General features: G+C 71.3%; 26 protein-coding genes. 23 read left to right on the forward strand and 3 right to left on the reverse strand.

Annotation, left to right across the window (positions count from 1 at the left end):
• The first annotated feature begins 25 nt into the window (after window positions 1-25).
• Complete coding sequence (locus O7635_RS05285; RefSeq protein WP_278079278.1) at window positions 26-337, forward strand: MGMT family protein; 312 nt, start codon at window positions 26-28, stop codon at window positions 335-337.
• A 47-nt stretch (window positions 338-384) separates the two neighbouring features.
• On the opposite strand, the gene O7635_RS05290 is transcribed toward O7635_RS05285, so the two are convergent.
• Window positions 385-1,782: a gamma-glutamyltransferase gene (locus O7635_RS05290; RefSeq protein ID WP_278079279.1), complete on the reverse strand. Its 1,398-nt coding sequence runs from the start codon at window positions 1,780-1,782 to the stop codon at window positions 385-387.
• Window positions 1,783-1,928: 146 nt separating this feature from the next.
• Here O7635_RS05290 and O7635_RS05295 point away from each other — a divergent pair, with 146 nt between their 5' ends.
• The 19 genes from O7635_RS05295 (at window position 1,929) to O7635_RS05385 (ending at window position 19,795) form a co-directional block, all read left to right on the forward strand.
• Entirely contained in the window at window positions 1,929-3,347 is a 1,419-nt protein-coding gene (locus tag O7635_RS05295) for a recombinase family protein (protein WP_278079280.1), read from the forward strand.
• Window positions 3,348-3,580: 233 nt separating this feature from the next.
• Entirely contained in the window at window positions 3,581-3,772 is a 192-nt protein-coding gene (locus O7635_RS05300; protein ID WP_278079281.1) for a hypothetical protein, read from the forward strand.
• The gene (locus O7635_RS05305) at window positions 3,772-4,035 is read left to right on the forward strand and encodes a hypothetical protein (RefSeq protein WP_278079282.1); all 264 of its coding nucleotides are present in this window, start codon (window positions 3,772-3,774) and stop codon (window positions 4,033-4,035) included. The genes O7635_RS05300 and O7635_RS05305 overlap by 1 nt, the downstream gene beginning before the upstream one ends.
• Complete coding sequence (locus tag O7635_RS05310; protein ID WP_278079283.1) at window positions 4,032-4,223, forward strand: hypothetical protein; 192 nt, start codon at window positions 4,032-4,034, stop codon at window positions 4,221-4,223. The genes O7635_RS05305 and O7635_RS05310 overlap by 4 nt, the downstream gene beginning before the upstream one ends.
• Window positions 4,220-6,316, forward strand: coding sequence for a bifunctional DNA primase/polymerase (locus O7635_RS05315; RefSeq protein WP_278079284.1), 2,097 nt, complete (start codon window positions 4,220-4,222; stop codon window positions 6,314-6,316). The genes O7635_RS05310 and O7635_RS05315 overlap by 4 nt, the downstream gene beginning before the upstream one ends.
• A 592-nt stretch (window positions 6,317-6,908) precedes the next feature.
• Entirely contained in the window at window positions 6,909-7,337 is a 429-nt protein-coding gene (locus tag O7635_RS05320; RefSeq protein WP_278079285.1) for a hypothetical protein, read from the forward strand.
• A complete protein-coding gene (locus O7635_RS05325; RefSeq protein ID WP_278079286.1) occupies window positions 7,315-8,070 on the forward strand; it encodes a hypothetical protein in 756 nt (251 codons plus the stop codon). The genes O7635_RS05320 and O7635_RS05325 overlap by 23 nt, the downstream gene beginning before the upstream one ends.
• On the forward strand, window positions 7,991-8,854 hold the full coding sequence (locus O7635_RS05330; RefSeq protein ID WP_278079287.1) for a terminase TerL endonuclease subunit: 864 nt from the start codon (window positions 7,991-7,993) through the stop codon (window positions 8,852-8,854). The genes O7635_RS05325 and O7635_RS05330 overlap by 80 nt, the downstream gene beginning before the upstream one ends.
• Window positions 8,855-8,983: 129 nt before the next feature.
• Window positions 8,984-12,010 carry a phage portal protein gene (locus tag O7635_RS05335; protein ID WP_278079288.1) on the forward strand — a complete coding sequence of 1,009 codons (3,027 nt, stop codon included), beginning with the start codon at window positions 8,984-8,986 and terminating at the stop codon, window positions 12,008-12,010.
• Between the two features lie 92 nt (window positions 12,011-12,102).
• A complete protein-coding gene (locus O7635_RS05340) occupies window positions 12,103-12,699 on the forward strand; it encodes a hypothetical protein (RefSeq protein ID WP_278079289.1) in 597 nt (198 codons plus the stop codon).
• 20 nt (window positions 12,700-12,719) lie between these two features.
• Window positions 12,720-13,040 carry a hypothetical protein gene (locus O7635_RS05345; RefSeq protein WP_278079290.1) on the forward strand — a complete coding sequence of 107 codons (321 nt, stop codon included), beginning with the start codon at window positions 12,720-12,722 and terminating at the stop codon, window positions 13,038-13,040.
• A gap of 4 nt (window positions 13,041-13,044) precedes the next feature.
• Window positions 13,045-13,449, forward strand: coding sequence for a hypothetical protein (locus O7635_RS05350; protein ID WP_278079291.1), 405 nt, complete (start codon window positions 13,045-13,047; stop codon window positions 13,447-13,449).
• Window positions 13,449-13,748 carry a hypothetical protein gene (locus O7635_RS05355; RefSeq protein WP_278079292.1) on the forward strand — a complete coding sequence of 100 codons (300 nt, stop codon included), beginning with the start codon at window positions 13,449-13,451 and terminating at the stop codon, window positions 13,746-13,748. The genes O7635_RS05350 and O7635_RS05355 overlap by 1 nt, the downstream gene beginning before the upstream one ends.
• A gap of 126 nt (window positions 13,749-13,874) precedes the next feature.
• Window positions 13,875-14,360: a hypothetical protein gene (locus O7635_RS05360; protein ID WP_278079293.1), complete on the forward strand. Its 486-nt coding sequence runs from the start codon at window positions 13,875-13,877 to the stop codon at window positions 14,358-14,360.
• Window positions 14,360-16,183, forward strand: coding sequence for a hypothetical protein (locus O7635_RS05365; RefSeq protein WP_278079294.1), 1,824 nt, complete (start codon window positions 14,360-14,362; stop codon window positions 16,181-16,183). The genes O7635_RS05360 and O7635_RS05365 overlap by 1 nt, the downstream gene beginning before the upstream one ends.
• Window positions 16,183-17,424, forward strand: a complete 1,242-nt coding sequence (locus O7635_RS05370) for a hypothetical protein (protein ID WP_278079295.1) — start codon at window positions 16,183-16,185, stop codon at window positions 17,422-17,424. The genes O7635_RS05365 and O7635_RS05370 overlap by 1 nt, the downstream gene beginning before the upstream one ends.
• Window positions 17,421-18,506 (forward strand): hypothetical protein, encoded by a 1,086-nt coding sequence (locus O7635_RS05375; RefSeq protein WP_278079296.1) that lies wholly within the window; start codon window positions 17,421-17,423, stop codon window positions 18,504-18,506. Before O7635_RS05370 ends, O7635_RS05375 begins: the two co-directional genes overlap by 4 nt.
• On the forward strand, window positions 18,503-19,225 hold the full coding sequence (locus O7635_RS05380) for a hypothetical protein (protein ID WP_278079297.1): 723 nt from the start codon (window positions 18,503-18,505) through the stop codon (window positions 19,223-19,225). Before O7635_RS05375 ends, O7635_RS05380 begins: the two co-directional genes overlap by 4 nt.
• 3 nt (window positions 19,226-19,228) lie before the next feature.
• Complete coding sequence (locus O7635_RS05385) at window positions 19,229-19,795, forward strand: hypothetical protein (RefSeq protein ID WP_278079298.1); 567 nt, start codon at window positions 19,229-19,231, stop codon at window positions 19,793-19,795.
• 58 nt (window positions 19,796-19,853) lie between these two features.
• Here the strand turns inward: O7635_RS05385 and O7635_RS05390 are convergent, their stop codons facing one another.
• Complete coding sequence (locus O7635_RS05390) at window positions 19,854-20,075, reverse strand: hypothetical protein (protein WP_278079299.1); 222 nt, start codon at window positions 20,073-20,075, stop codon at window positions 19,854-19,856.
• 14 nt (window positions 20,076-20,089) lie between these two features.
• Window positions 20,090-20,242 (reverse strand): hypothetical protein, encoded by a 153-nt coding sequence (locus O7635_RS05395; protein ID WP_278079300.1) that lies wholly within the window; start codon window positions 20,240-20,242, stop codon window positions 20,090-20,092.
• A 161-nt stretch (window positions 20,243-20,403) separates the two neighbouring features.
• Here O7635_RS05395 and O7635_RS05400 point away from each other — a divergent pair, with 161 nt between their 5' ends.
• The 3 genes from O7635_RS05400 to O7635_RS05410 are packed head-to-tail and all read left to right on the forward strand — an operon-like array spanning window position 20,404 to window position 23,544.
• Window positions 20,404-20,643 (forward strand): winged helix-turn-helix domain-containing protein, encoded by a 240-nt coding sequence (locus tag O7635_RS05400; RefSeq protein WP_278079301.1) that lies wholly within the window; start codon window positions 20,404-20,406, stop codon window positions 20,641-20,643.
• A gap of 47 nt (window positions 20,644-20,690) precedes the next feature.
• Complete coding sequence (locus O7635_RS05405) at window positions 20,691-22,064, forward strand: MFS transporter (RefSeq protein WP_278079302.1); 1,374 nt, start codon at window positions 20,691-20,693, stop codon at window positions 22,062-22,064.
• 10 nt (window positions 22,065-22,074) lie between these two features.
• Window positions 22,075-23,544 (forward strand): aminotransferase class V-fold PLP-dependent enzyme, encoded by a 1,470-nt coding sequence (locus O7635_RS05410; protein WP_278079303.1) that lies wholly within the window; start codon window positions 22,075-22,077, stop codon window positions 23,542-23,544.
• Window position 23,545: the final 1 nt, after the last annotated feature.

Raw genomic sequence — 23,545 nt, forward strand, 5'->3', positions numbered from 1 at the left:
TTTTAGATCCCATAGTGTGGCCGGCGTGGACCCGGAGGAGTACGTGGAAGAGGTGCTCGCCGTGGTCGAACGCATCCCGGCGGGGCGGGCGATGTCCTACGGGGCGATCGCGGACTACCTGGCCGACCGCTCGGGCCGGTCCTCCGCCCGGCTCGTTGGTTCGATCATGGCCAAGCACGGCGGCAGCGTGCCCTGGCACCGCGTGGTGGCCGCCAACGGCCGCGTGGTGCCGGGCCACGAGGGAGAAGCCCTCGCGCGGCACGTCGCCGAGGCGACCCCGCTGCGCAACGGCCGCGTCGACCTCTCCCGCGCGGCCTGGTGGCCCGACGAGCGTTAGGAACGGCCCGTTGTTATGCGGAAACCGTTAACAACGGGCCGTTCCTTTCACAGAAGTTGGCCCGTGCCGCCGCGGCGGGGGTCGCCGCCCGCGCCGGCCACGCCGACGGCGCTGACGCCGCCGAAGAAGTGGTTCAGCTCGTCCCACTGCACGATCGTGTAGCCCGCGTCGGCCAGGGCGGCCAGCTCGTCCTCGGGATAGCCGAGCTCCGCGTGCACCGCGTTGTCGACGACGTGGAACCGCGGCCGGGCCACGGCGGTCTCGGTGTCGAGGCCGTCGACCAGCACGCCGAGCAGCGTGTCGACCAGCGCGGTGCGGATCCGGGACGCACCGGCCGAGCCCGCGGCCAGGACCAGGTCGCCGTCGTCGCCGACCACCACCAGCGGGCACATCATCGACTGCATCCGCTGGCCGGGCGCCATGTCCTCGGTGATCAGCTCACCTTCGCCCAGCATCGAGTTGAGGTTGATGCCCAGCCCCGGCAGCCAGACGCCGGCGCCGATGCCGAGCGTCGTGGTGATCACGCAGGCGTTGCCCTCCTCGTCGACCACCGAGACGTTGGTGGTGTCGCCGATCTTGGGCCGGCCGTACTCGCGCAGCGCGTCGGCCACCGCCACCGCCCGCTTGGGGCGGGTCAGCGACTGGATCGGCTCGGGCAGCGCGCTGATCGTCGCGATGGTGCCGTTGAGGTCGGTGCGGGCGTAGACGTTGTGCCCGGCCAGCCGCGCCTGCGCCACCGGCAGCTCGAGCACCTCGTAGGCGGCCAGGTCGGCCGGGCCGATCGCGCCGCCGGCCGCCCGTACGGCCTTGACCAGCAGGTCGCCGTAGCGCCCGGTGTAGAAGATCGCCGGACCGTCCTGGGCCAGCCCGTCGAGGGCCTTGTCGAGCCCCGGGTGGTGCAACGTCTCGCCGCCGCGCAGCAGCCGGCCGCCCGGCGCGTAGATCTCGCCGCCGTCGCTCGGCGTCAGCGCCGGCGCGACGCTGACCAGCGTGCGGGCCTGGGCCTCGGGCAGGGCGACGCCGGCCCGGGCCAGCAGCACGGCCGGCTCGACGACCTCGTGCCAGGGCAGCTTGCCCCACCGCCGGTGCACCTCGCCGCAGCCGGCCGGCACGCCGGGGATGCCGACGCTCGGCCCACCGATCGAGTACGGCATCGGCACGCCACCGAAGGTGACCTCGATCGGCAGCATCGGCTGCGGCGCCACGTCACCGTCGAGGCCCGGGATCGAGCAGAAGAAGTCGAGGCAGGTCACCGTGCGGGTGGCGGCGTCGTAGAACGTCGCGAACCCGCCGCCGCCGATCCCGGTCAGCACGCTCTCGGACGCGGAGCAGGCCAGCACGGCGGCGACCGCCGCGTCGGCGGCCGAGCCACCCGAGGCCAGGATCCGCAGTCCCACCTCGGTGGTTGCCGGATGCCCGGCTGCCACACCGGCTTTCACCGGCATCACCCCTTTTACGGCCGATAATCCCCGCTCGCGCCGCAGCGTAGAGGTAAACCTCCCGCTCGCGCGCCCGGATGGCTAACATCCCGCCTCATGGACGCGCAGCCGGCCCAACCGGCGATCAGTCATTGGTTGGTACTCTACCGACTATGACGACGTTCGCCGGCATCTATGCCCGGATCAGCGACGACCGCGAGGGCCTGGCCCACGGCGTGGACTCCCAGCTCCAGGACGGCCGGGCGCTGTGTGAGCGCGAGGGCCTCGCGATCTACGACACGTACGTGGACAACGACCTGTCCGCCAGCACCAAGGCCCGCCGGGAGCGGCCGGACTACCAACGGCTCCTCGCGGACGCTCGGGCCGGCCGGGTCCAGGTGATCGTCTCGCTGTCCTCCTCCCGGCTCACCCGCACCCCGCGCGAGCACGAAGACCAGATCGAGCTGGCCCAGCGCCACGGCACGCGGTACCTCTTCGGGAAGTCCCCGGCGCTGGACCTGAACACCGCCGACGGTCGGATGGTCGCCCGGATGCTCGCGAGCACCGACGCGGCCGAGGCCGAGCGGACCCAGGAGCGGGTGCGGCGCGAGGCCCGGCGGCGGGCCGAGGCGGGCGAGTTCCACGGCGGCCGGCGCGGCTACGGGATCACCGCCGACGGGACCGGGGTGGTGGAGGACGAGGCCGAGCGGATCCGCGAGTGGGCCGAGCACGTGATGGCCGGCGGCGCGCTGGAGACCCTGGCCCGCCGGCTCAACGACGCGGGCCAGCGGACGCCAGCCGGCGCGACGTGGCGGGCCAACGTGATCCGCCGGACGCTCCTCGCGCCCCGGGTGGCCGGCCTGCGGGTCCTGGACGGCGCGGAGTTCAAGGCCCCGAACCCGGCCATCCTGACCCCGGAGGTGTGGCGCGCGGTCGTCGCCCGGCTCACCGACCCGGCGCGGCGGACCAACCGACGCGGCACCGCGCGGGCCCACCTCGGGATCGGGCTCTACCGGTGCCAGCGGTGCGACGCGCCTGTGCGGACCGACTACCACCGCAACGGCTCGCGCATCTACAAGTGCCGCCAGTGCTCGCGGTCGTGGTCGGCCGAGCGGCTGGACGCCTTCATCCTCAAGGCGGCCGAGGCGGAGCTGGCGCGCGAGGACACCCGTAAGCGGCTCCTCCCCGAGACCGAGGGGCGGGGGGACCTCACGGCCCTGCGGATCGAGGCCGACGCCATCGCTGAAAACCTTGCTGTCATTGCTGTTGACGCCGCGACGGCCAAGAACCCGCGCGTGATCGCGGCCCTGCGCAAGGGGATCGCCGAGGGCGAGGAGCGCTTGGCCGAGATCGAGGCGATCCTGACCGCCGCCGCGAGTACCGATGGCCTGGCCGGGATCCTGCGGGCCAAGGACCCGGTGGCCGCGTTCCGTGCCCTGGACGACCTCGGCCGGCGGCAGACGGTGATCCGGGCACTGATGGAGGTGTGGCTGGGCCAGCCGGTGCGCGGCCGGACCGACCCGGCGGCCTACCTCGGTGGCTCGCGCTGGACCGGTGACACGGCCACGTGGGCGGATCACTGGCAGGGCTGACACTTCACTGTCATGACGGCAAGGAAACCGTTGTGGCACAAGGGGAAGAGCAACTTCCCAGGCGATAGGGGTAGTCACTATCGTTGCTACTACCGCGAGGGTTTCCGGCCTGGGGAACGAGGCTCGCGAGGCTAAGGCGCACAGCGCGCCCCACCGTTCGGCCCCAGAGGGCGAGTCCGGAACCCGGTCAGGTCTCAACCCGGGGAGCGGCACAGAGGGCTTGAGGAGCCGCTGTGTCCGTGCTCACCGGCAAGAATGCCGATCCGGAGTTCCGCAAGGAGCGAGCCAGGCGGGCCGTTGCCGCCTCGCGCTCGATCGAGCGCCACTCCGATGATGAGCTGATCGCCGCTCTGGTCCGCCGTGCGCCGGCCTGGACCGACCAGAAGCGCGCCGAGGTCGTCCGCGCGCTGGGTGGCGGTGCCTGATGACTGACCAGAACGTGAAGAACGGCCCCGGTCCGAAAGCCGAGGCCGCTCCTAGCGAGTTCCCGTTCGCTAGCAACGATTCTACGCCCGCTGGCACCGCGTGTGAACACCTCGCGCGGGCCGAGCACTGGCTCCGGATGGCCGAGGCTCAATGGCTTTCCGACGGCCGGATGAGCGCCGCCGCCGCGCGGATCGCGGAGATCCACATCATGCTCGCGGACCGCGCCGAGATGCGCGACGGATGCACCGGGGGGACCGAATGAGCGAGGACATCCTCAACCAGATCAACGGCCCCGGTGTCCGGGACTACCTGATGCGCCGGCCGTGCACGGCCTGTGGCTGCGCCCTGGGCGTCATCAAGCGCAAGGCCGGCCAGGACGTGGTGCGGTGCCAAGGGTGCAACCGGTACCAGTACTGCGCGCCGCGATCCGAGACGGGGCTCCCAGCATGAGCGACAGCATGACCTGGCGCGAGGCGGCCAAGCTGGCGATGGGCTACGCCCAGGCCGGTATCCCGGCCGGCCCGATTGCGATCTCGTGGGACGCGGAGAAGGGCGGCACCAACAAGCGACCCCTGAACGGCAACGGGCACAACGGGTTTTCCACCGACCCCCGCGTGGTCGCGCAGATGTTCAAGGACGCGCGCCACCGGGGCAAGCCCACCAATGAGGTGTGGGGGGTCGGGCTCCGGCCCGGACCCGCCGGCTACGTCGTGGTTGACGTGGACACCAAGGGCGCGCACGACGGGGATGCGGCGCTCAAGGCGCTGGAGGCCGAACACGGCGCGCTCCCGGACCGCCCGATCGTCAACACCGCGAGCGGCGGTAGGCACGAGTGGTTCAGCAAGGGCGACGCCTATGTGGGCAACCACGGCCTTGCCCCCGGGATCGACATCCGGGGCGATGCCGGCTGGGTGGTCGCGCCAGGCGTGGTGACGCCGTGGGGCTCCTGGGAACTCCAGAACGGCCACCAGCTCACCGACGCGCCGGACTGGGGGTGGCTCTCCACCCGGCTCCAGAGCGAGCGGCCGGCGGAGCGGCCGGACGCGGGTGGCTGGTCCGAGTTGGACCGTACCGCGATGCGTCCGGACGAACTCGCGGCCCTGGAGGCGCTGGAGGCCCTCGGGGGGCACTCGGCGTTCCGGCACTCGGACGGCACGATCCGTGTCACGCGGCCAGGGAAGGACTACGGGACCTCAGCCCAGATCAGTTGGAACGGCCCGGGGGTCGTCCAGGTGTTCAGCTCCGATTGGGATGGTCTGCCCAAGGCCACGTACGACGCCGAGGAGCTGGCCCAGATCGTGGAGCTGAACGCGATGGTCGATGGGGAGTCTGGGGGGACCGAGGTCACCGCGGATTCCGGCCCCTACGCGGATTTCCAGGCGCGACTGACCGCGCTTGGCCTGCCCAAGCCGCTCCGCGAAGAGGTGACCCGCGAGTGGGTACGCGCTGAGGCCCGGCGCACGCTCGCGCGGATGGACGCGCCTGACCCGGCCCCGCCGACCATGGGCACGCTGGCCGCGCTCCTGGCCGAGCCGGACGACGAGGCCCAGTACCGCATCGGGGGCCTGTGGCCGGTCGGCGGCAACGTGGTGCTGGCCGCCCAGCGCAAGGCCGGCAAGACCACGCTGGTGGGCAACCTCACGCGGTGCCTGGTGGACTGGGAGCCGTTCCTGGTGGCCGATGGTGAGGCCCCGGGCGACATCGGCAAGGTGACCCCGCTCATGGACGGTGAGCGCGTCGCGATCCTGGACCTGGAGCTGGACCGCCGGATGATCCGGCGCTGGCTGCGGGACCAGGGCATCACGAACACCGAGGCCGTGCTGGTGGAGTCGTTGCGGGGCCGCGTCGGGGAGTTCGACATCCTGAACCCGACCCGGCGCGCGGCCTGGGCGACGTACCTGGCGGAGCACAACGTCAAGGTCCTGATCCTGGACCCCCTGGCCCCGCTCCTGGCGTTCTACGGTGCGGATGAAAGCTCCAACTCCGAGGTCGCGCCGATCCTCCTCGCCCTGGAGAACCTCAAGGCCGAGGCGGGGATCGAGGAGCTGTTGGTGGTCCACCACATGGGGCACTCGGCAGAGCGCACCCGTGGGGCCTCCAGGCTCCGCGACTGGCCGGACGTGGAGTGGCGGCTCATCTACGACGATCCGGACCAGCCGAACGCGGAGCCCTCGCCGAACGCGGCGCGGTACTTCGTGGCTGCCGGCCGTGACGTGGCGGTGGAGGAGCGCCAGCTCCGCTACAGCCCCGAGCACCGCCGGCTGAGCCTCGCTGAGACCGAGGGGGGTCGTAGGCAGGCCCGCGCGACCAAGGAGGAGGACCGGCTCCTGAAGGCGATCGAGGCGACCCCGGGAGCCGTTGGGACGGACCTGACCAACAAGAGCGGGTCCGCTCAGCGCGCGCTCAAGGCGCTCATCGGTCGGGGGGTGGTCCACACACACAAGGGCGCACGTAGGGCTGTCCACCACGTCCTGAGCGACGGATGCGGGACGCCCATGGAGTGCCCCACGGCCAAGGCGGCCATGGAGGCGAGAGGCCAATGAGGTCAGTGCGCCAGTGCGCCCTAGTGCGCCCGGCGCACTGGCGGAGTAGTAGTGCGCCCGCCCTTATAGGGCGCACTACTCCACTACTCCAGGGCGGGGTGGTGGATGACCAACGAAAGGAGGCGCACTCGATGCGCTACCGACCCCACCGGATCCACGACCTGACCATGTGCGCGCTCATGGTCCTGGCCCTGATCGTCACTCGATAGGTGGTACCCCGTGCCCGGCCACGCCCTCTACGTCAACGCCCACGCGCGGGTGGCGAAAGAGCGTGGCCGGGCACGGACGTACCGATGCGCACACTGCCCACGCCAGGCGGACCACTGGGCCTACGACCACAAGGACCCACACGCGGTCACTGGCCCCACCGCACGAGGACGCATCGTCACGTTCAGCCTGGACCCAGCCCACTACTTGCCGCTCTGTCGCTCGTGCCACATCAAGTTCGATCACAAGAAGGTGCGCGCACCCGGCCAGCCCAAGCCCACGCCGCCGCACAAGATCGCGCAACACTGGTGACTGGTTCTTCCCAGCCAGGACCCCCAATGACCCACGCCCCTGTCGATGTTCGTCCCCCTGAGAGGTTGGAGCGATGCCCAGACGGCCTGTAGGCCCGCTGGAGGAGGCCGTCACGGCCGCCCTGGCCGACGCCCCGACTCAGCCCCGCGACGGCGCTACGCGCGCTCTGGCGGCCGAATACGCCCGCCTCATGGACGACGCCGCGCCGGCAGCGAAGTACGCCGAGCCTCTTCGGGTCCTCGGCGGCCTGGCGCACGACGACGCGGCGGTCAAGGCGCTCCGCGTGATCGAGCTGGCCCTGGCCCAGCACTCGGTGGCGAGCGACCTCGGTCCGAAGCTCCTCGCGGCCATGACGGCGCTCCTGATGACCCCTGCCGCCCGCGTGACGGCGCTCAAGCCCGGTGAGAAGGGGGGTGCCCGCGATGTCCCGAGCAAGCTCAACGCTCTCCGAGACGAGGTTGCCGCTCAGCGTCGAAAGCGTGCGGGGGCGGACGGAGCCTAGGATCGCGACTCCCCCGCTCGTCTCCGGCGCCCCAGGGCCGTGTGGGTGCGGCTGTGCGCTCACGCCCGAGACCTCGTACGGCTTCGCGGCCGACACGTTCGCTCGGGAGATCCTCCTCGCGCCGCTGGACCCGTGGGAGCGGTACGTGGCGATCCACGGCGGGGAGCTGCTGCCCGACGGGTCCCCCCGGTTCGCCACCGTGCTTGTGCTCGTGGCGCGGCAAAACGGCAAGACCCACCTGTTGGTCGTGCTCACCCTCTTCTGGCTATTCATCGAGCGGATCGAGCTGATCCTGGGCACGAGCACGAAGCTCGACTACGCCAAGGAGAGCTGGCTCAAGGCCGCGAAGCTGGCCCGCCGGATCCCGGAGCTGGCCGCCGAGATCCCGTCGCGCGGCGGCATCCGGAAGACCAACGGCGAACAGGAGATGGTGGTCTCGGCCGAGGGCGACGCCGACGACCCGGACGCGGTCCGCTACAAGATCGCGGCCTCGAACAACGAGGGCGGCCGGTCGCTCTCCGTCGGCCGGCTGATCCTGGACGAGTTGCGCGAGCACACCGACTACAGCGCCTGGGGAGGCCAGCGAGCCCACCACGTCGGCGGTCTGGGGCTCCCAGATCTGGGCGCTGAGCAACGCTGGCTCGGACAAGTCCGTGGTGCTCAACGACCTCCGCAAGTCGGCCCTGGCGTTCATCGCGACCGCCGAGGGCGACGACGATCTGGGCATCTTTGAGTGGAGCGCCCCCGAGGGCGCGGACCCCGAGGACCTGGCCGCCCTGGCGATGGCCAATCCCAACCTGGGATACCGCAAGGACGCCAAGAAGCTCCTGGCGAACGCTCGGCGGGCCAAGGAGCGTGGCGGCGCGGCCCTCGCGAGCTTCCGCACCAACCACATGTGCCAATGGGTCAAGCTCGATGACCCGGCGATCGACGCGGGCGCGTGGGAGCGCACGGCGGTCCCCGATGCTCCGATCGAGGGCGCGTCGCGCTGGGCGATGGCGATCGACCTCTCCGCCGACGGCCGGCACGCCGCCGTGGTGGCCGCCTGCCGCCTGCCCGGGGAACGGCTGCGGGTCCAGGTCGCGGACTCCGGCCCGACGGCCGAGGTCCGCAAGCGGTTGCTGGCGACCATCTCCACCGTCAAGCCAGCGAAGTTCGGTTGGCTCCCGTACGGTCCGACGGCCGCCCTGGCCGCCGACCTCAAGGACCGCAAGAGCGTGCGCTCGTGGCCGCCGGCTGGCGTGGAGATCGAGGAGCTGACCGGCGAGGCCGCCGCCGTCTGCATGGGTTTCGCTCAGATGGTGGGCGAGGAGCGGGTGGAGCACCTCCAGGGCGACGAGTTGCTGGACGACCACGTGACCGGTGCCGAGAAGCTCAAGAAGCCCAACGACACGTGGATCTTCAGCCGCAAGGGCGAGGGCTACGTGGACGCGGCGTACGCGGCGGCCGGCGCGGTGCACCTCGCCCGGACGCTGCCCGAGCCGATCGGCAAGCCCCGGCTCCGGGCGGTCGAATGAACCAAGCTGTCATGACTGTCTAGTTAGTACGGTCGGTTCCAGTCGGTTGCCGTCGATTCGTTGTCACACAACGGATCGGCGGCAAACCTGACAATGACAAGACGCGATCTCACCAGCTACATTTGCTGCGTGGCAGGCTTCTGGCGTAAGGCGGGCGAGTGGCTCGGCTTTGTCTCCGAGCCGGACGCCACGTTCTCCAGCACCGCCGAACTCCGGCTGTTCTCCGCGATGCACGCGCTTAAGAGCGGCCAGGGCGTCATCGACCGCGACACCGCACTGTCCGTGCCGGCGGTCCTGCGAGGTCGGAACCTGATCTGCGGCTCGATCTCCACGTTGCCGCTCACGGCCGTGGACGACAGCAACCGCAGGCACCGGGTGGACCTGCTCCAGCAGATCGACCGGTCGGTGAGCAACGTCGCCACGCTCGCGATGACCATCGAAGACTTGATCTTTGACGCCATCGCATGGTGGAGGGTGACCGACTGGGACCCGTTCGGCTTCCCCGCCAAGGCGATGCGGCTCGACCCGGGCACCGTCTCGCTGGTCCCGCCCAAGGGCAAGACCGCCAGCCCGAGCCCGCTCCCATCCGGCATCGACCCGCGATACGGCGTCGTCTGGATCGACGGGAAGCCGGTCAGCGGACGCGACTACATCCGGTTCGACAGCCCGAATCCGGCTCTCCTGACCGCCGCCGCTCGCACGATCCGCCGGGCGTTGCTGCTGGACGAGACCGCCGAGATGTACGCGGACAACCCCCGGCCGCTCGACTACCTCAAGCCGGTGGAGGGCGCGACCAGGCTGTCCAATGACGAGGTTGACGAGTACCTGTCAAAGTGGCAGGACTACCGCAAGCGCCGCACCACAGCGTGGCTGGAGGGCGCGGAGTACGGCGCGGTTGACTCCCCGACTCCGGCGGACCTCACGCTCCCCGACCTCGCCCGCCAGGTACACCTCGAACTCGCGAACGCGATGGGACTGGACCCCGAGGACCTCGGCATCTCCACGACCTCGCGGACGTACCAGAACGCCGTCGATCGCCGCCGCGACCGGATCAACGACACGCTGTCGTCCTACATGCGGGCGATCACCGACACGTTGACCATGCGCATGCCCGGTGACCTCCGCGCGATCTTCGACCTGGACGACTACCTCCGGGCCGACCCCCGCACGCGCGCCGAGGTGGACGAGATCCGAATCAGGACCGGCGTCATCGTCCCGTCAGAGGCCCGCCAGGAAGAGGGATACGCCGACATGACCCCCGCACAGCGCGCGGAGCTGAACGCGTCCCAGCGGGCCGCTGAGCCCCGGCGCGAGCCGCTCCGCGTGGCGGCCACCGTCGGCGCTCCGGCCCTGGAGATGGATGCCCCCGTGAACCTCACGTTCGACAGCGAGGCGTCCGTCCAGGGCGTCGACACCGAGGCCCGCACGATCACCGCGCTGTTGGTCCCGTACGGCGAGGTCGCGAGGAACCGCGGCCGGCTCTGGCGGTTCGAGCGGGGCTCGCTGCGGTTCGTGGACGTGGGCCGCGTCAAGTTGCTCCGCGACCACGACAAGACCCAGGCTCTCGGCCGGGCGGTCCGCATCGAGGAGACCCCCGCCGGCCCGGTCGGCACGTTCCGGGTGGCCTCGGGAGCCGAGGGCGACCGTGCCCTGGCCCTGGCCCAGGAGGGCGTGCTGGACGGGGTTTCCGTCGGCATCGACATGCCGCTGGCGGGCGACTACGCCGCCGACCCGCTCAACAAGGGCGTGACGCTCGTGCGCCGCGCCGACCTCCGCGAGGTGAGCCTCACCGCGCTCCCCGCGTACGACAGCTCTCGCGTGCTATCCGTGGCCGCGAGCCAGGAACAGGAGTCAGACATGCCCGAGGCGACCGAGCCGCAGGCTCCCGCCGCTCCGGTCGCCCCGGAGCAGACCCACACCGTCACCCTGGACAACGGTGACGGAACCGTGACCTACACGAACTCGAACGACCTGGCTCAGTTCCAGGCGTTCCAGGCGTGGCAGGCCACCCAGACCGCCCAGCCGGCCCAGGAGCCGGCGGTGGTCAACGTCAACCGCCAGACCGCCGTGACGACCGTCCGTGAGGCGCTCCCGTACCGGTTCACCTACACGGGCTCGCGCCACGTGTTCGCGGCCGACGCGGAGCACGACTTCTCGTCCGACCTGTTCGCGGCGATCAACAGCAACGGCGCGGACCAGGGCGCGCTCAACCGCGTCAACGGCCTCATCTCGGCCGCGTTCGACGTGGACCGGGCGGACACCGCCGCGCTGAACCCGAACGCCTACCGGCCAGACCTGTGGCAGCCCCAGATGGACTACGCCACGCCGCTCTGGGACATGATCGCCTCGGGCACCACCGACGGCCGGTCGTTCGACGTGCCCAAGTTCAACAGCGCGTCGGGCCTCGTGGGCGCTGCCACTGAGGGCACCGAGCCGTCGCCCGGCTCCTTCACGGTGACCGACCAGACCGTCACCCCGACCCAGGTCTGGGGCAAGGTCGAGATCACCCGGCAGGCCGCGCGGCGCGGCGGTAACCCCCAGCTCTCCGGCATCATCTGGGACCAGATGCTCCGGGAGTACTACGAGGACCGGGAGGCCGCCGTGGCCACGTTCCTCAACACCCTGACCGCCGCGACGGACATCGCGCTGGCCGGCACCCCGGCCAGCACGCCGAGCAACGACGACGACCGGGCCACCGCCGACTCCCTGGAGCAGGCCATCGCGGGTCTCCAGTTCGTTCGGGGTGGCAACCGGTTCCGGGCGTTCGCCGTCCACCAGGACCTGTTCGAGGTGCTGGCCCGGGTGAAGGACGCGAGTGGCCGGCCGCTGTACCCGATGCTGGCTCCGGCCAACGCGAACGGCACCGCCGCCAACCTGTTCCGCACGCTGAACATCGCGGGCACCACCGCCGTCCCGGCGTGGGCGCTCGGTGCCGGCGGCCAGACCACCGCCACCAACTCGTGGCTGTTCGACCCGGCCAAGGTTCGCGGCTGGGCGTCGGCTCCGGAGCGGCTGGACTGGAACTTCGGCGCGACGGTCCAGAGCGGCAACATCGCCCAGCTCGCGCACGTGACCATCGGCATCTACGGCGATGTGGCGTTCGCGAACCTGGACATCAACGGCGTCCGCCAGGTCACGTTCGACCCGTCGGTCTAAGAACTTCCGGGGCGGGGGCCGAAACGGCGCGACTACCCCGCCCCGGGAACCAACCATCCACAACCGACTGACAGCGAGAGGAGGTGATGGTCATGACGGTCCGGGCATGCTCGCCCATAGGGCAGGAGCTACCGGTCAATGGCGTGTGGGTCATCGACGTGGCCGTGCGCGACGCGGACGGCGCGCTGGTCGATGTGGCACCGGTCGTGACCATCACCCTCCCCGCTGGCTCCACGGCCACCCCGACGCCCGAGGCGCTGTCCACGGGCGTCTATCGGGTGCTGCACACGGTGTCCTCCGCCGGCCGGTACATCGCCCGCGCGGTGGCCGCCGGCTACGGCGCGGCCGACTTCGCGGCCCAGGTGGACGGCGTCACCGCCGGCACCGGGATGCCGTCCCCGGCCGACCTCTCCGACTACATGGGGCCGAACAGCCACACGGAAGAGGACATGCAATCGGCGCTGGACGCCGAGGCCGCTTCACAGCGGGCGGTCTGCCGCGTCGGCGCGGTCTACCCGGCCGACCTCCGGGAGGCGCTGCTCCGGCGCGCCGCCCGCAACCTCGCGCTGCGCAGCCTGCCGGCCGCGATGGAGACCGGTGACGGCCAGGTCCCGACGCCGTACCCGATGGGCTACGACCCGGAGATCCGCCGGCTGGAGCGCCCCCACCGAAAGCTGAGGGCGATGTGACCAGCGCATACCGCCAGGCCGTGGCCGACGCCCTGTCCGCCGTGGATGGCGTCACCGGCTACCCCAAGCGGCCCAGCGTGCCCAAGGCAGGCGACGCGTGGCCGCTGGTCGGCTCCCTGGACCACGCCATCGGGTCGCATTTCATGGTCTCGTGGCGCGTGGTGGTCGTCCTTCCCCAGCAGGGCGAGGAGGCGGCTATGGACTTCTTCGACGGCGCGTACGCCGAGATCGTGGACGCCTTGCTCCCCGTAGGTTTCGTGACCCGCATCGAGCCGTTCGCCTTGCCCATCAACAACGGCCAACTGATGGCCGTCGAATTCACTATGAACGAACAGGGGTAGAGCCGTGTCCTCCATCATGTTCCGAGACGCGACGCTCGAAATCGGCGGCGAGACCTACGAGGGTGCCGTCGGCCGGGCGCGTCTCGTCCCGACGACCGAGACCGTGGAGTACCCGACCATCGACGGCGGGAACATCGTCCACAGCGGCGCGCCCCGCTGGCGGTTCGAGATGTCCGCGATCCAGGACTGGGCGCTGGACGGCATCAGCCGTGCCATCAACGACGCCGCCGTCGCCGGGGACAACCTCCCGGTGACGCTCCAGCTCAAGGCCGGCACTGGCCAGCCGGACGCGTCGTTCGTCATGGTCCCTGTGGCCGTGCCGTTCGGTGGCGACCAGGGCCAGATCCTCCAGTGGGAGCAGGACTTCGCGGTCGTGGACCAGCCGACGATCGGGATCGCGAGTTCCTGATGCGGTTCAACGTCGAGGTGACGCCGGACAACGGCGAGCCGTTCATCGTCCTGGCGACATCGCGCGACGTGCGCGCCTGGGAACGGGTCCAGCCGCTGACCGCCAACGGCCGCACCATGACCTGGGCGCACGTGGAGAGGCTCGGCGGCATGCCGGCCGAGGCTATGTACGGCATCGCCTACCAGGCGGCCAAGCGGGCCGGGAAGTTCAACGGCACCGAGGACGAGTTCACGGCCACGACGGACGTGGACCTCGTGGCCATGGACGCCCAGCCGGACCCTACGAGCCCGGGAGCCTGAGCCGCCACCTGCTCTGGGTGGAGTGGAAGACAGGCATCCCGGTGGAAGTGCTGGAACAACGCGACGAGCGGGACATCGTGACGATGCTGGCGATCCGGGGATTGCTGGACGAGTGAGGAGGGCGACATGGCCAAGCGCACGCTGACCGTCAACCTCCACATCACCGGTGCCCGCGAGACCATCCGGGCGTTCGGCAACCTGGGCAAGGACGCCAACAACGAGCTGCGGGCCGCGTCGCTCACGCTCTCGCGCACGCTGGCCGCCCGGATCCAGCTCGCGGCGCGGCGGGAGGGCGGCGCGGCCGGCCTCCTCGCCCGGACCGTCAAGGCCCGCCGGGACCGGGTTCCGGTCGTGGTGGCCGGCGGCTCCACTCGGGTCGGCCGGCACCGCACGGCCGCCGGCCGCATCCTGTTCGCGGCTGAGTTCGGCGCGAACGGCCGCTACGGCTGGTACGGCCGCCCCCGGTACCGGGAGAGCGACGGCCGCCAGTTCAAGCCGCACAGCGGGCAGGAAGGCTATTGGTTCTTCCCCACCGCTCGCGCGTACCAGCCCGAGATCGACGCGGAGTACAACGACACCGTGGACGACCTCCTTCGTAGGTGGGCCGCCTGATGCCGGGTTCAGAGCGCACGATCCGGACCAAGTTCGACGGTGACGCGGACGGCCTGGCCGCCGCCGGCCGGCGCGGTGAGCGGGTCATCAGCGACTTCGATCGCTCCGTGCGCAAGTCGGGTGCGGGCCTCGGAAAGCTGGGTGCCGGCGCGGCCGACGACTTCGTGGGCGCGTTCGGTAACTCGCTGCGCTCCGGCCTTCCTCGCGTCCTCGCCTCCCCGCACGTGACCGCCGGCCTGGCCGGTGTCGGCGTGGCTCTCGCCCCGACCCTGGGAGCGGGGCTTGCGGGCGCTGTGGTGGGCGGTGCGGGCGTCGGCGGCGTCGTCGGTGGTCTGCTCCTGGTCAAGGGGAACCCCGAGGTCCAGAGCGCCGCTCGGGGCCTCAAGGAGGAGATCGGCTCCACGCTGCGGGACGCGGCCCAGCCGTTCGTGCCCGCGACCGTGCAGGCGCTCGACACGGCCCGCCAGGAGTTCCGGGCGGCTGATGGCGACTTCCGCCGCATCTTCGCGGACAGCGCGGAGTACCTGGACCCGCTGGCGTTCGGCGCGGCCCGGGGTGCGCGCCTGGTCGTCTCCGGCATCGCGGACGCGGTGGAGAAGGCCGGCCCGGTGATCCAGGTCTTGGACACCTCGTTCCAGAAGATCGGCGGGGCCGTCGGCAAGGCGTTCTCCACCCTGGCCGACGACGCCGAGGCCGGCGCGTCCGGCGTGGAAGACCTCACCAGCGCGGCGATCCACCTCGTGGAGGCGACCACCCTCGTGGTCGATGGCCTGGCCAAGGCCAAAGGCGCGACTGACGAGTTCGACGCGGGGATTGACCGCGTCCGCTACTACCTGGAGGACGGGGCCAGCAAGAGCCACGCGTTCGCCAAGGGGCTGGACCTCACCGCCGACGGGTTCAAGAAGGGCACCCCCGAGGCCGAGGCGTACCGCCGCGAGACTTTGGGCGTGGCCACCGCCGCAGACCGGGCGCTCCTCGCCCAGGCGGCGCTGACCGACGAACAGCGCGCCGCCCAGGCCGCCGAGAAGCAACTGGCCGAGACCACCAAGATGGTCAGCGACGCGGCCAACCAGGCGACCCTCCAGGCGACGCTCTACGCCTCGGCGGTCAACACGGCCGCCGGTAACGCCCTGTCGGCCGCCGAGGCGAACCTGTCGTTCCGCCAGGCGGTCGAGTCGGCCAAGTCCGCTGTGGACGGCAAGCGAAAGGTGACCCTCGGCGAGGAGCAAGCGCTCCTCGGGTTGGTCCGCGCGGCCAACTCCAGCACCGAGGCGATGGAGGCCAGCGGCGCGACGGCCGAGGAGGCCAGCGCCGCCTACTCGCGCCAGCGGAACCAGCTCATCGCGGTGGCCGAGAAGATGGGCATGTCCCGGGGCGAGGCCCGCCGGTACGTGGACCAGCTCCTCCAGATCCCGAAGAACGTCAACACGAAGGTCAACCTAGACAGCAAGTCCGCGATCACCGGGGCGACCAACGTCCAGCGAGCGATCAACAACATCAAGGGCAAGACGGTTTACGTCAACGTTGCCCGGTCTGGTGAGTACGGGGCCGACGACCAGGGCGCGATGCACGGCCCGAGCCGGCGCGCCGTCGGTGGCCCGGTCTTCTCCGGCCGGGACTACCTCGTGGGCGAGCGCGGCCCGGAGCTGCTCCGCATGGGCGGCGGCGGCTCCGGCACGGTGATCCCCAACGGCTCGATCGGTGGCGGCACCCCCAACGTGACCGTCTACCTCGGCACCGCCCAGATCACCGACATCCTGGACGTGCGGGTGGACCAGGCGAACCGCAGTGCCCGGCACGCCGCGAAGTACGGAGCACGCTGATGCCTGTCGCGATCACCGCCACCGAGCAGAACGTCTACCCGCCTCGGGTCCAGATCGTCGTCACCGGCTTGACCCTGGGCGACAACGTGGAGATCTACCGCGTGGTGGACGGCCGGGACTCCCTGGTCCGGGCCAGCACCCGCGAGGACATCACCGACACCAGCTTGGCCGTCATTGACGCGGAGCTGCCGTTCGGCGTGCCCGTCTCCTACTTCGCGTACGTCAACGGCTCCAAGGCCGTGTTCGGGACCACCCGGAACACCTTCGATGCCACCGCCGAGAGCTGGGCAGGCGAGGGCTCCACGGCCGTCGCCCGCGTGACGACCGCCGGCCTCGTGCACGACGGTGCCGGCTCGCTGCGGGCCACGAAGACGATGGGCTCGGGCCTGGACTCGATCCGCTTCAACGACGCCCAGGGGACGCGGAACCTCTCGGCCGCCGGCCCGACCCTGGCCGTGTGGGCGCTCGTGCCCTCCGGCGCCCCAGGGACCGGTTGGGCGGCGCACATCGAGCTACAGGACAACGCGTTCGCCTGGCACGCGGGCGACGATGTGGGCCTGGTCCCCGGAACGTGGGCTCTGCTCACCCTCAACCCGGACCCGGCGGTCCTGGCCAACTGCCGCTCGATCGGCCTCCAGTTCACCGCGACGGGCGTCAACGGCTCCCAGGCCGTCTACATCGACACCGTCCGCCAGGGCACTGGCCCGATCCAGACCGCGCCGGCCACGTACGCCCTGTCGGGCCACCAGGTGCTCTCGGACGCGATCACCGGCCTGTCCGCCGCCGTGCGGGTGGAGAGCATCGGAGACAAGCTCCTGGACGCTCGGGCCACGGTGTTCCCCGTCGGCGGGCGCAACGTCGTGGTCTCGATGCCGGTCGGCCAGCCCACCTATGAGGTCGTCGTGCACACGGCCACCGCCGAGGCCCGGGAGGCGTTCCGCGAGCTGCTGGCCAACGCGACCTCGGGCATCATCCAGCTACGCCACGGTGGCGGCTTGGACGACGTTGACTCTTACCTGTCAATCCTCACCGCGACCGAGGAGCGGGTCTCCAACCGGGGCGTGGTGGAGGGCCGGCGCTGGACCCTCAAGGCGGCCGAGGTTGACGGCTGGGCGTCCGCCCTGGAGGCGCGCGGCTACACCTATGCCGACCTCGCCAACGCGTACCAGGGCTTGACGTACGCCGATCTGGCGAGCGACTACCCGACGTACCTCGCGCTTATTCAGGCGGACCTCTCATGATCGAGCTGTCGGACACCGCCACGGCGGTCCTGGCCGGGCCGGGCATCGTCCGCTACCTCCGCGTGGAGTCGTGGCTGGGTGACGAGCTGCTGGCCGACGATGTGCCGGTCACCTCGGCCGTGGAGGTCGTGGACCGGGCCGTGGCCGTGCCCGATCGGGTCACCCTGACCGTGCCTCGGCTGGCCGGCGGCCGGTCGTGGGCTCCCGTCGGGGACCGGCACCCGCTCGGCGCGGACGGCCAGCGGCTCAAGGTGTCCCTCGGCGTGGGCGTCGGACCGTCCGGTGTGGAGTGGTTCACGCGCGGCTGGTACGTCATCGATGACGCCCGCAAGCAAGGCGACGCCGTGACGGTGGAGGCCGTGGGTCTGCTCCACCTGATCCACGAGGCCCGCATGGTCACGCCTTTCCAGCCGTCCGGCACCCTGGCCAGCACGTTGCGGGGCCTCGTGGAGCCGGCGCTCACGGTGGACATCGACCCGGCCCTGGTGGACCGCGCGGTGCCGTCGGGGATCAACTGGTCCGAGGACCGCCTCGGCGCGGTCAACGAGGTGTTGGACGCCTGGGCGGCCGAAGCGTACGTGCACGAGGAGGGCTACCTGGCCGTCCTGCCGGCCAACCGGACCCAGGACCCGGTGCTGACCCTGACCAACGGGACCGGCGGCACGGTGATCGAGGCGACCGGGAGCAGCACCCGCGAGGGCGCGTACAACGTGGTCGTGGCCAAGGGGACCGCCGCCGACGGTGGCGAGGTCCAGGGCGTCGTCTACGACACGCTCGGGCCCAAGGCGTACGGCGGGGACTTCAACCCGCTGGCCGTGCCGTTCTTCTTCTTCTCGCCGCTGTTGACGACCAAGGGCGAGTGCCTGGCCGCCGCGACCACGATCCGCGACCGGAAGCGCCGCGAGGCGGGCCGGTCCTTCACCGCCGAGATCGTGCCCCACCCGGGCCTCCAGGCCGGGGACCGGGTGGTCGTGACCACCGACGACTACGCAGACCTCCTGTGCTCGATCGAGGGCCTCAGGCTGCCCTACACCGCCGACGGCGGCGCGATGGGCCTGTCCCTGCGGGAGGTGCTGGAATGAGGCTCGCGACGGCCTTGGGCACCGTCTCCGGCTCCACCGTGTCCGCCTCGGTCAACGGCGAGACGGTCACGATGCAGGTGGCCCGCCAGATCGGCACCATCGCCGCGAACGACGTGCTGGTGGTCGATCAGGTCGGCGCGCTCTGGGTCGTGATGGGGATCCTCTACACGACCGCGCCGGCCGCGCCGGACAACCCCGCCCCGCCGCCCACCAAGCCGACGGTGACGACCGGGAAGACCGTCTTCGCGCCGGTCGAGACCCGCACCTGGCGGGCCTCCACCGGCTGGCGCACTGAGACCACAGACATGTATCAGGGCAACTGGGCGAATTCCTCGTGGGGCAACAACACGGGCGTGGCGTTCTACGGGAACAGCGTGGCCCAGCGGCTCGGCGGCGTGACCGTCACCTCTGCCACGATCCGAGTCAAGCGGCAGTCCAGCGGCGGCATCACGGCCGCCCAGGCGACCACGCTCTACCTGGTCACCCAGAAGACCCGGCCGGGCGGCTCGCCCACGCTCACCTCGTCCACCTCCGGCCCGAGCCTCAAGTGGGGCCAGGAGACCACGTTCACGATCCCCGACTCGTTCGCCCAGGCCATGGTGGACGGCACGGCCGGCGGCCTGGCGATCCACCGGGCCAGCGAGGACCCGTACGTGATCTGGGAGGGCCGTGGCAACTGGGGGCCATCCATGACTATGACTATCAACTGGAGAAGGTGAACCATGCCTCAGACCGCTAGCGGGATCGTCTACCCGACCTCGGCCGACAACGTGGACCCGCCCGGCGACATGCAGGCCATGGCGAACAGCCTGGAGGTCATCGTCTCCGCGCTGCTCACCCCGCCGGCCGTACGGGCCTACAACAACGCGGGCCTGTCGATGGCCAACAACACGCTGACCGTGATCCCGCTCCAGGCTGAGTCCAGCGGCATGAAGACCGTCGCGTCCATGCACTCGACGTCCAGCAACACGTCGCGGCTGGTCGCGCCCGAGAACGGGGTCTACACGCTCTCGGCGATGATCAGCTACGCCGCGAACGCCACCGGCCGGCGGGTCTGCCAGGTCCGGAAGAACGCGGCCGGCTCGGGCCTCGGCGGTACCCAGCTTCACTCGGTCAACATCGGGCCTGGCCCGACCTCGGGCACGGTCGTCACGTTCTCGGATGACATCGCCCTGTCCGCCAACGACTACGTGGAGATGTTCGGGTACCAACTCTCCGGCGGTGCGCTCAGCGTCGATGCCGGTGAGTTCAACACCGCGATGAGCCTGCACCTGGTCCGCTACACGTAGGCCCAGACAGCGAAGAACCCCCCGACGCTCCCGGCGGGGGGTTCTTCGTGCTCGGGGGTCAGAGGGCGTCCGCCGGGTGGTACGGCGCGCTGTAGGGGCTCAGGCCCCGGTTGATCAGGACCCGGAGCGCCCGGCGGAAGCGGGCGCACACCTCGCTGTCGTCGGGCGGACAGTCGGCGCACCGCCAGGGCGTGTCCACGTGCATCCCGACCTCGCGCCGCGCCAGCCAGATGTGGTCCAGGGCGTCCTCGGGGACCCGGAACCATCGGTAAGGGCTCATCGCGGTCATGGCGGCTACCGGGCGTGCGGACCGATGACGCCGACTACGGCCATGAGGATCAGGAATGCGCCCCCGGCGATGACGACGATCGCGCCCTGACCGGGGACGGTCTTCCACCAGTTGGTCGGCTTCTCCTTGGCCGGGGCCTCGGCGAACGGGATCTTCACGGTTCCTCCTTGACGTAGTGGGCACCCCGGGACGCGGCTGGGGGTTTCGGGTCGCGGCACGCCCCGGGGGCATAGCTCGCACTTTACAGGCGGTAGTCCACGGTGGTCCATGGTCTGCCATACCAGAATGTGGCGGCGCGGTCACGGCTACGGTCGGCCTCATGGAGCTGGAGATCGACTACGACGGACCCGTACCGGTCTATCGCCAGCTCGTGAACGCGATCAAGGCCGGCATCGAGTCGGGCGAGTTCGAGCCTGGCCGGCCGATCCCGAGCGTGGCGCGGCTCCAGCAGGAGACCGGACTGGCGCGCGGGACGATCCTCAAGGCCGTAGCGGCCCTGGAGGCCGAGGGCCTGGTGGAGGTCGTGCAGGGTCGCGGTACCTACGTGACGCGGGCTTGACCTTTAACTGTCAAACTCCGGTGACCCCTCACGGAGGACAGACGGTAGTGAACGATCGACCGACCACCCGATCGGGTACCCAGCTCCCCCGCCGGGTGCACGCCGGATACGCCCTCGGTTCGCTGGTGACCGGCGCTTTCGGCACCGTGCCGGGCCTGCTGCTGGCCCCCTACCTCACCGACACGCTCGGCGTGGCGGCCTGGCTCGCCGGCGTGCTCGTGTGGGCCCCGAAGGCCTGGGACGTGCTGGTCAACCCGGTCGCCGGCCGGATCTCCGACCGCACCCGCAGCCGGTGGGGCGCCCGCCGCCCGTACCTCCTGGTGGGTGGTCTGGTGCTCGCCGTGCTGTTCGCGGCGATCTTCGCGGCGCCGTTCGGCTCCGGGCAGGGCGCCTACGTCGCGCTGGCGTTCCTGCTGGCCGCGACGGCGTACGCCTTCTTCCAGGTGCCCTATGTGGCGATGCCGGCCGAGCTGACCGACTCCTACAGCGAGCGGACCCGGCTGCTCACCTGGCGCGTCGCGGTGCTGGCGATCGCCATCCTGGTCTCCGGGGCGATCGCGCCGCTGGTGGTCAACGCCGGCGGCGACGGGATCCCCGGGCACCGCTGGATGGGCGTGTTCGTGGCCGGCCTGATCGTCATCGGCACGATCGCGGTGTTCGCCGGCACCGCCAAGGCGCCGACCGGCACCGTCCTCGAGAGCGAGCCGACGCTGAAGGCCCAGCTCGCGGTCGCCTCCCGCAACCGGCCCTTCCGGCTGCTGCTGATCTGCTTCGTCATCCAGGCGGTCGGCATCGCGATGATCCTCGCGGGAGTGCAGTACTTCGCCGACCACGTGCTCTACTCCCCCGACACCGGCCCGACCATCCTGTTCGCCTGCTTCGTCGGGCCGGCGCTGCTGGTCATGCCCCTCTGGAGCCGGGTGGGCGCCCGCGTCGGCAAGGCCCGGGCGTACGTGCTGGCGTCGCTGCTGTTCGCCGCCGGCGCGGTGCTGCTCGTGCTGGCGCCGGTGCTCCCCGCCGTGCTGATCTACCTGCTGGTCGCGGTCATGGGCGTCGCGTACGCCGGTCAGCAGGTGTTCGGCATGGCCATGCTCCCGGACTGCATCGCATACGACACGGCGCGCACCGGCAAGCGGCAGGCGGGCGTGTTCACGGGGCTGTGGACCGCCGGCGAGACGTTCGGCCTCGCCCTCGGGCCGGGCATCTACCTGCTCGTGCTGCAGGTCTTCGGCTACGTCTCGTCGTCGTCCGGCGAGTCGGCGCCACAGGACGACACCGCGCGACTGGGCGTGCTGCTGGGCTTCACGCTGCTGCCGGGCCTCATCGTGGGGCTGGCGGTGCTGCTGATGCGGGGGTACGACCTGACCGAGGCGAAGCTGCGCTCGGCCACCGACGAGCTGGCCGGGGCGGCGATCAACTAGCGTCTCGGCCATGGTGGAGGCGTTGCCGCGGCACGGGGTGCCGGCTGACCAGGTTCTCGACGAGCTGCGGGCGTTGCGCGCGGCCGACCAGCCCACGCACGGCGGGCGGCTGTTCGCCTACGTCTACGACTCCGGCGTGCCGGGGCTCGACGACCTGGCCAACGCGGCGTACGCGATCTCGGCGTCGGTCAACGGCCTCGACCCGACCGCCTTCCCGTCGCTGCTGGCGATGGAGAACGCGTTGGTCGGCGCGGCTGCCCGGCAGCTCGGCAGCGGGCCCGGCACGGCGGCGCCCGAGGTCGTCGGCAGTGTGACCAGTGGCGGCACCGAGTCGCTGATCCTGGCGGTGAAGGCCGCGCGCGACGGCCGGCCCGACGTGACCGCGCCGCGGATCGTGGTGCCGGTGACCGGGCACGCCGCGTTCGCGAAGGCCGCGCACTACCTCGGCGTGGCGCTCGACGCCGTGCCGGTGTCGCCGTCGACGCTGCGGCCCTCGGTGGACGACATCGCCGCCGCGATCACGCCGGACACCGTGCTCGTGGCCTGCTCGGCGCCGTCGTACGCCCACGGGGTGATCGACCCGGTCGCCGAGATCGCGGCCGTCGCCGCCGCGGCCGGGGTGCGCTGCCACGTCGACGCCTGCTTCGGCGGGTGGACGCTGCCCTACCTGCGCCGGCTCGGTGTCGACCTGCCGGCGTTCGACTTCGCGGTCCCGGGCGTCACCTCGATCTCGGTGGACCTGCACAAGTACGCGTACGCGCCCAAGGGCACCTCCGTGCTGCTGCACAGGGATCCGGCGCTGCGGGCGCCGCAGTACTTCGCGTTCGGCGACTGGCCCGGGTACACGATGATCAACTCGGGCGTGGCGTCGACGCGGTCGGGCGGGCCGATCGCGGCTGCCTACGCGACCCTGCGGCGGATCGGCGACGACGGCTACCTGCGGCTCGCCTCGATCACCCGTGATGCGGTGGCCGGGCTCGCGGCCGCGGTCGAGGCGGTCGACGGGCTGCGGTTGATGGCGCCGGCGATCGGCACGGTTGTCTGCTTCACCGCCACGCCCGGTGGGCCCGACCTGTTCGTGCTGGCCGACGAGCTGACCGCGCGGGGATTCCACACCCAGGCGCAGCTTCGGTACGGAGACCTGCCGGCCAGCATCCACCTGACGGTGACCGCGTCGGTGGCGCCGCACGTGGCCGAGTTCGGGACGGCCCTGACTGATGCGGCCGCGGCGGCCCACGCGCACGGGCCGGCGGCGCTGCCGGCCGAGGTGCTGGCCATGGTCGGGGCGCTCGATCCGGCCGCGCTGACGCCGTCGGTGGTGGCGGGGCTGGCGGCCGGCCTCGGCCTGGGCGGTTCCGGCTCGCCTTTGCCGGCGCGGATGGCGGCGGTCAACACGCTGCTGGACGCGGCGCCCGTACCCGTGCGGGAGCGCCTGCTGGTCGAGTTCCTGGGTCTGCTCCAGCGGCCGGCCTTCGACTAGC

The sequence above is a fragment of the Asanoa sp. WMMD1127 genome (assembly GCF_029626225.1).
In the GTDB taxonomy this organism is placed as follows: domain Bacteria; phylum Actinomycetota; class Actinomycetes; order Mycobacteriales; family Micromonosporaceae; genus Asanoa.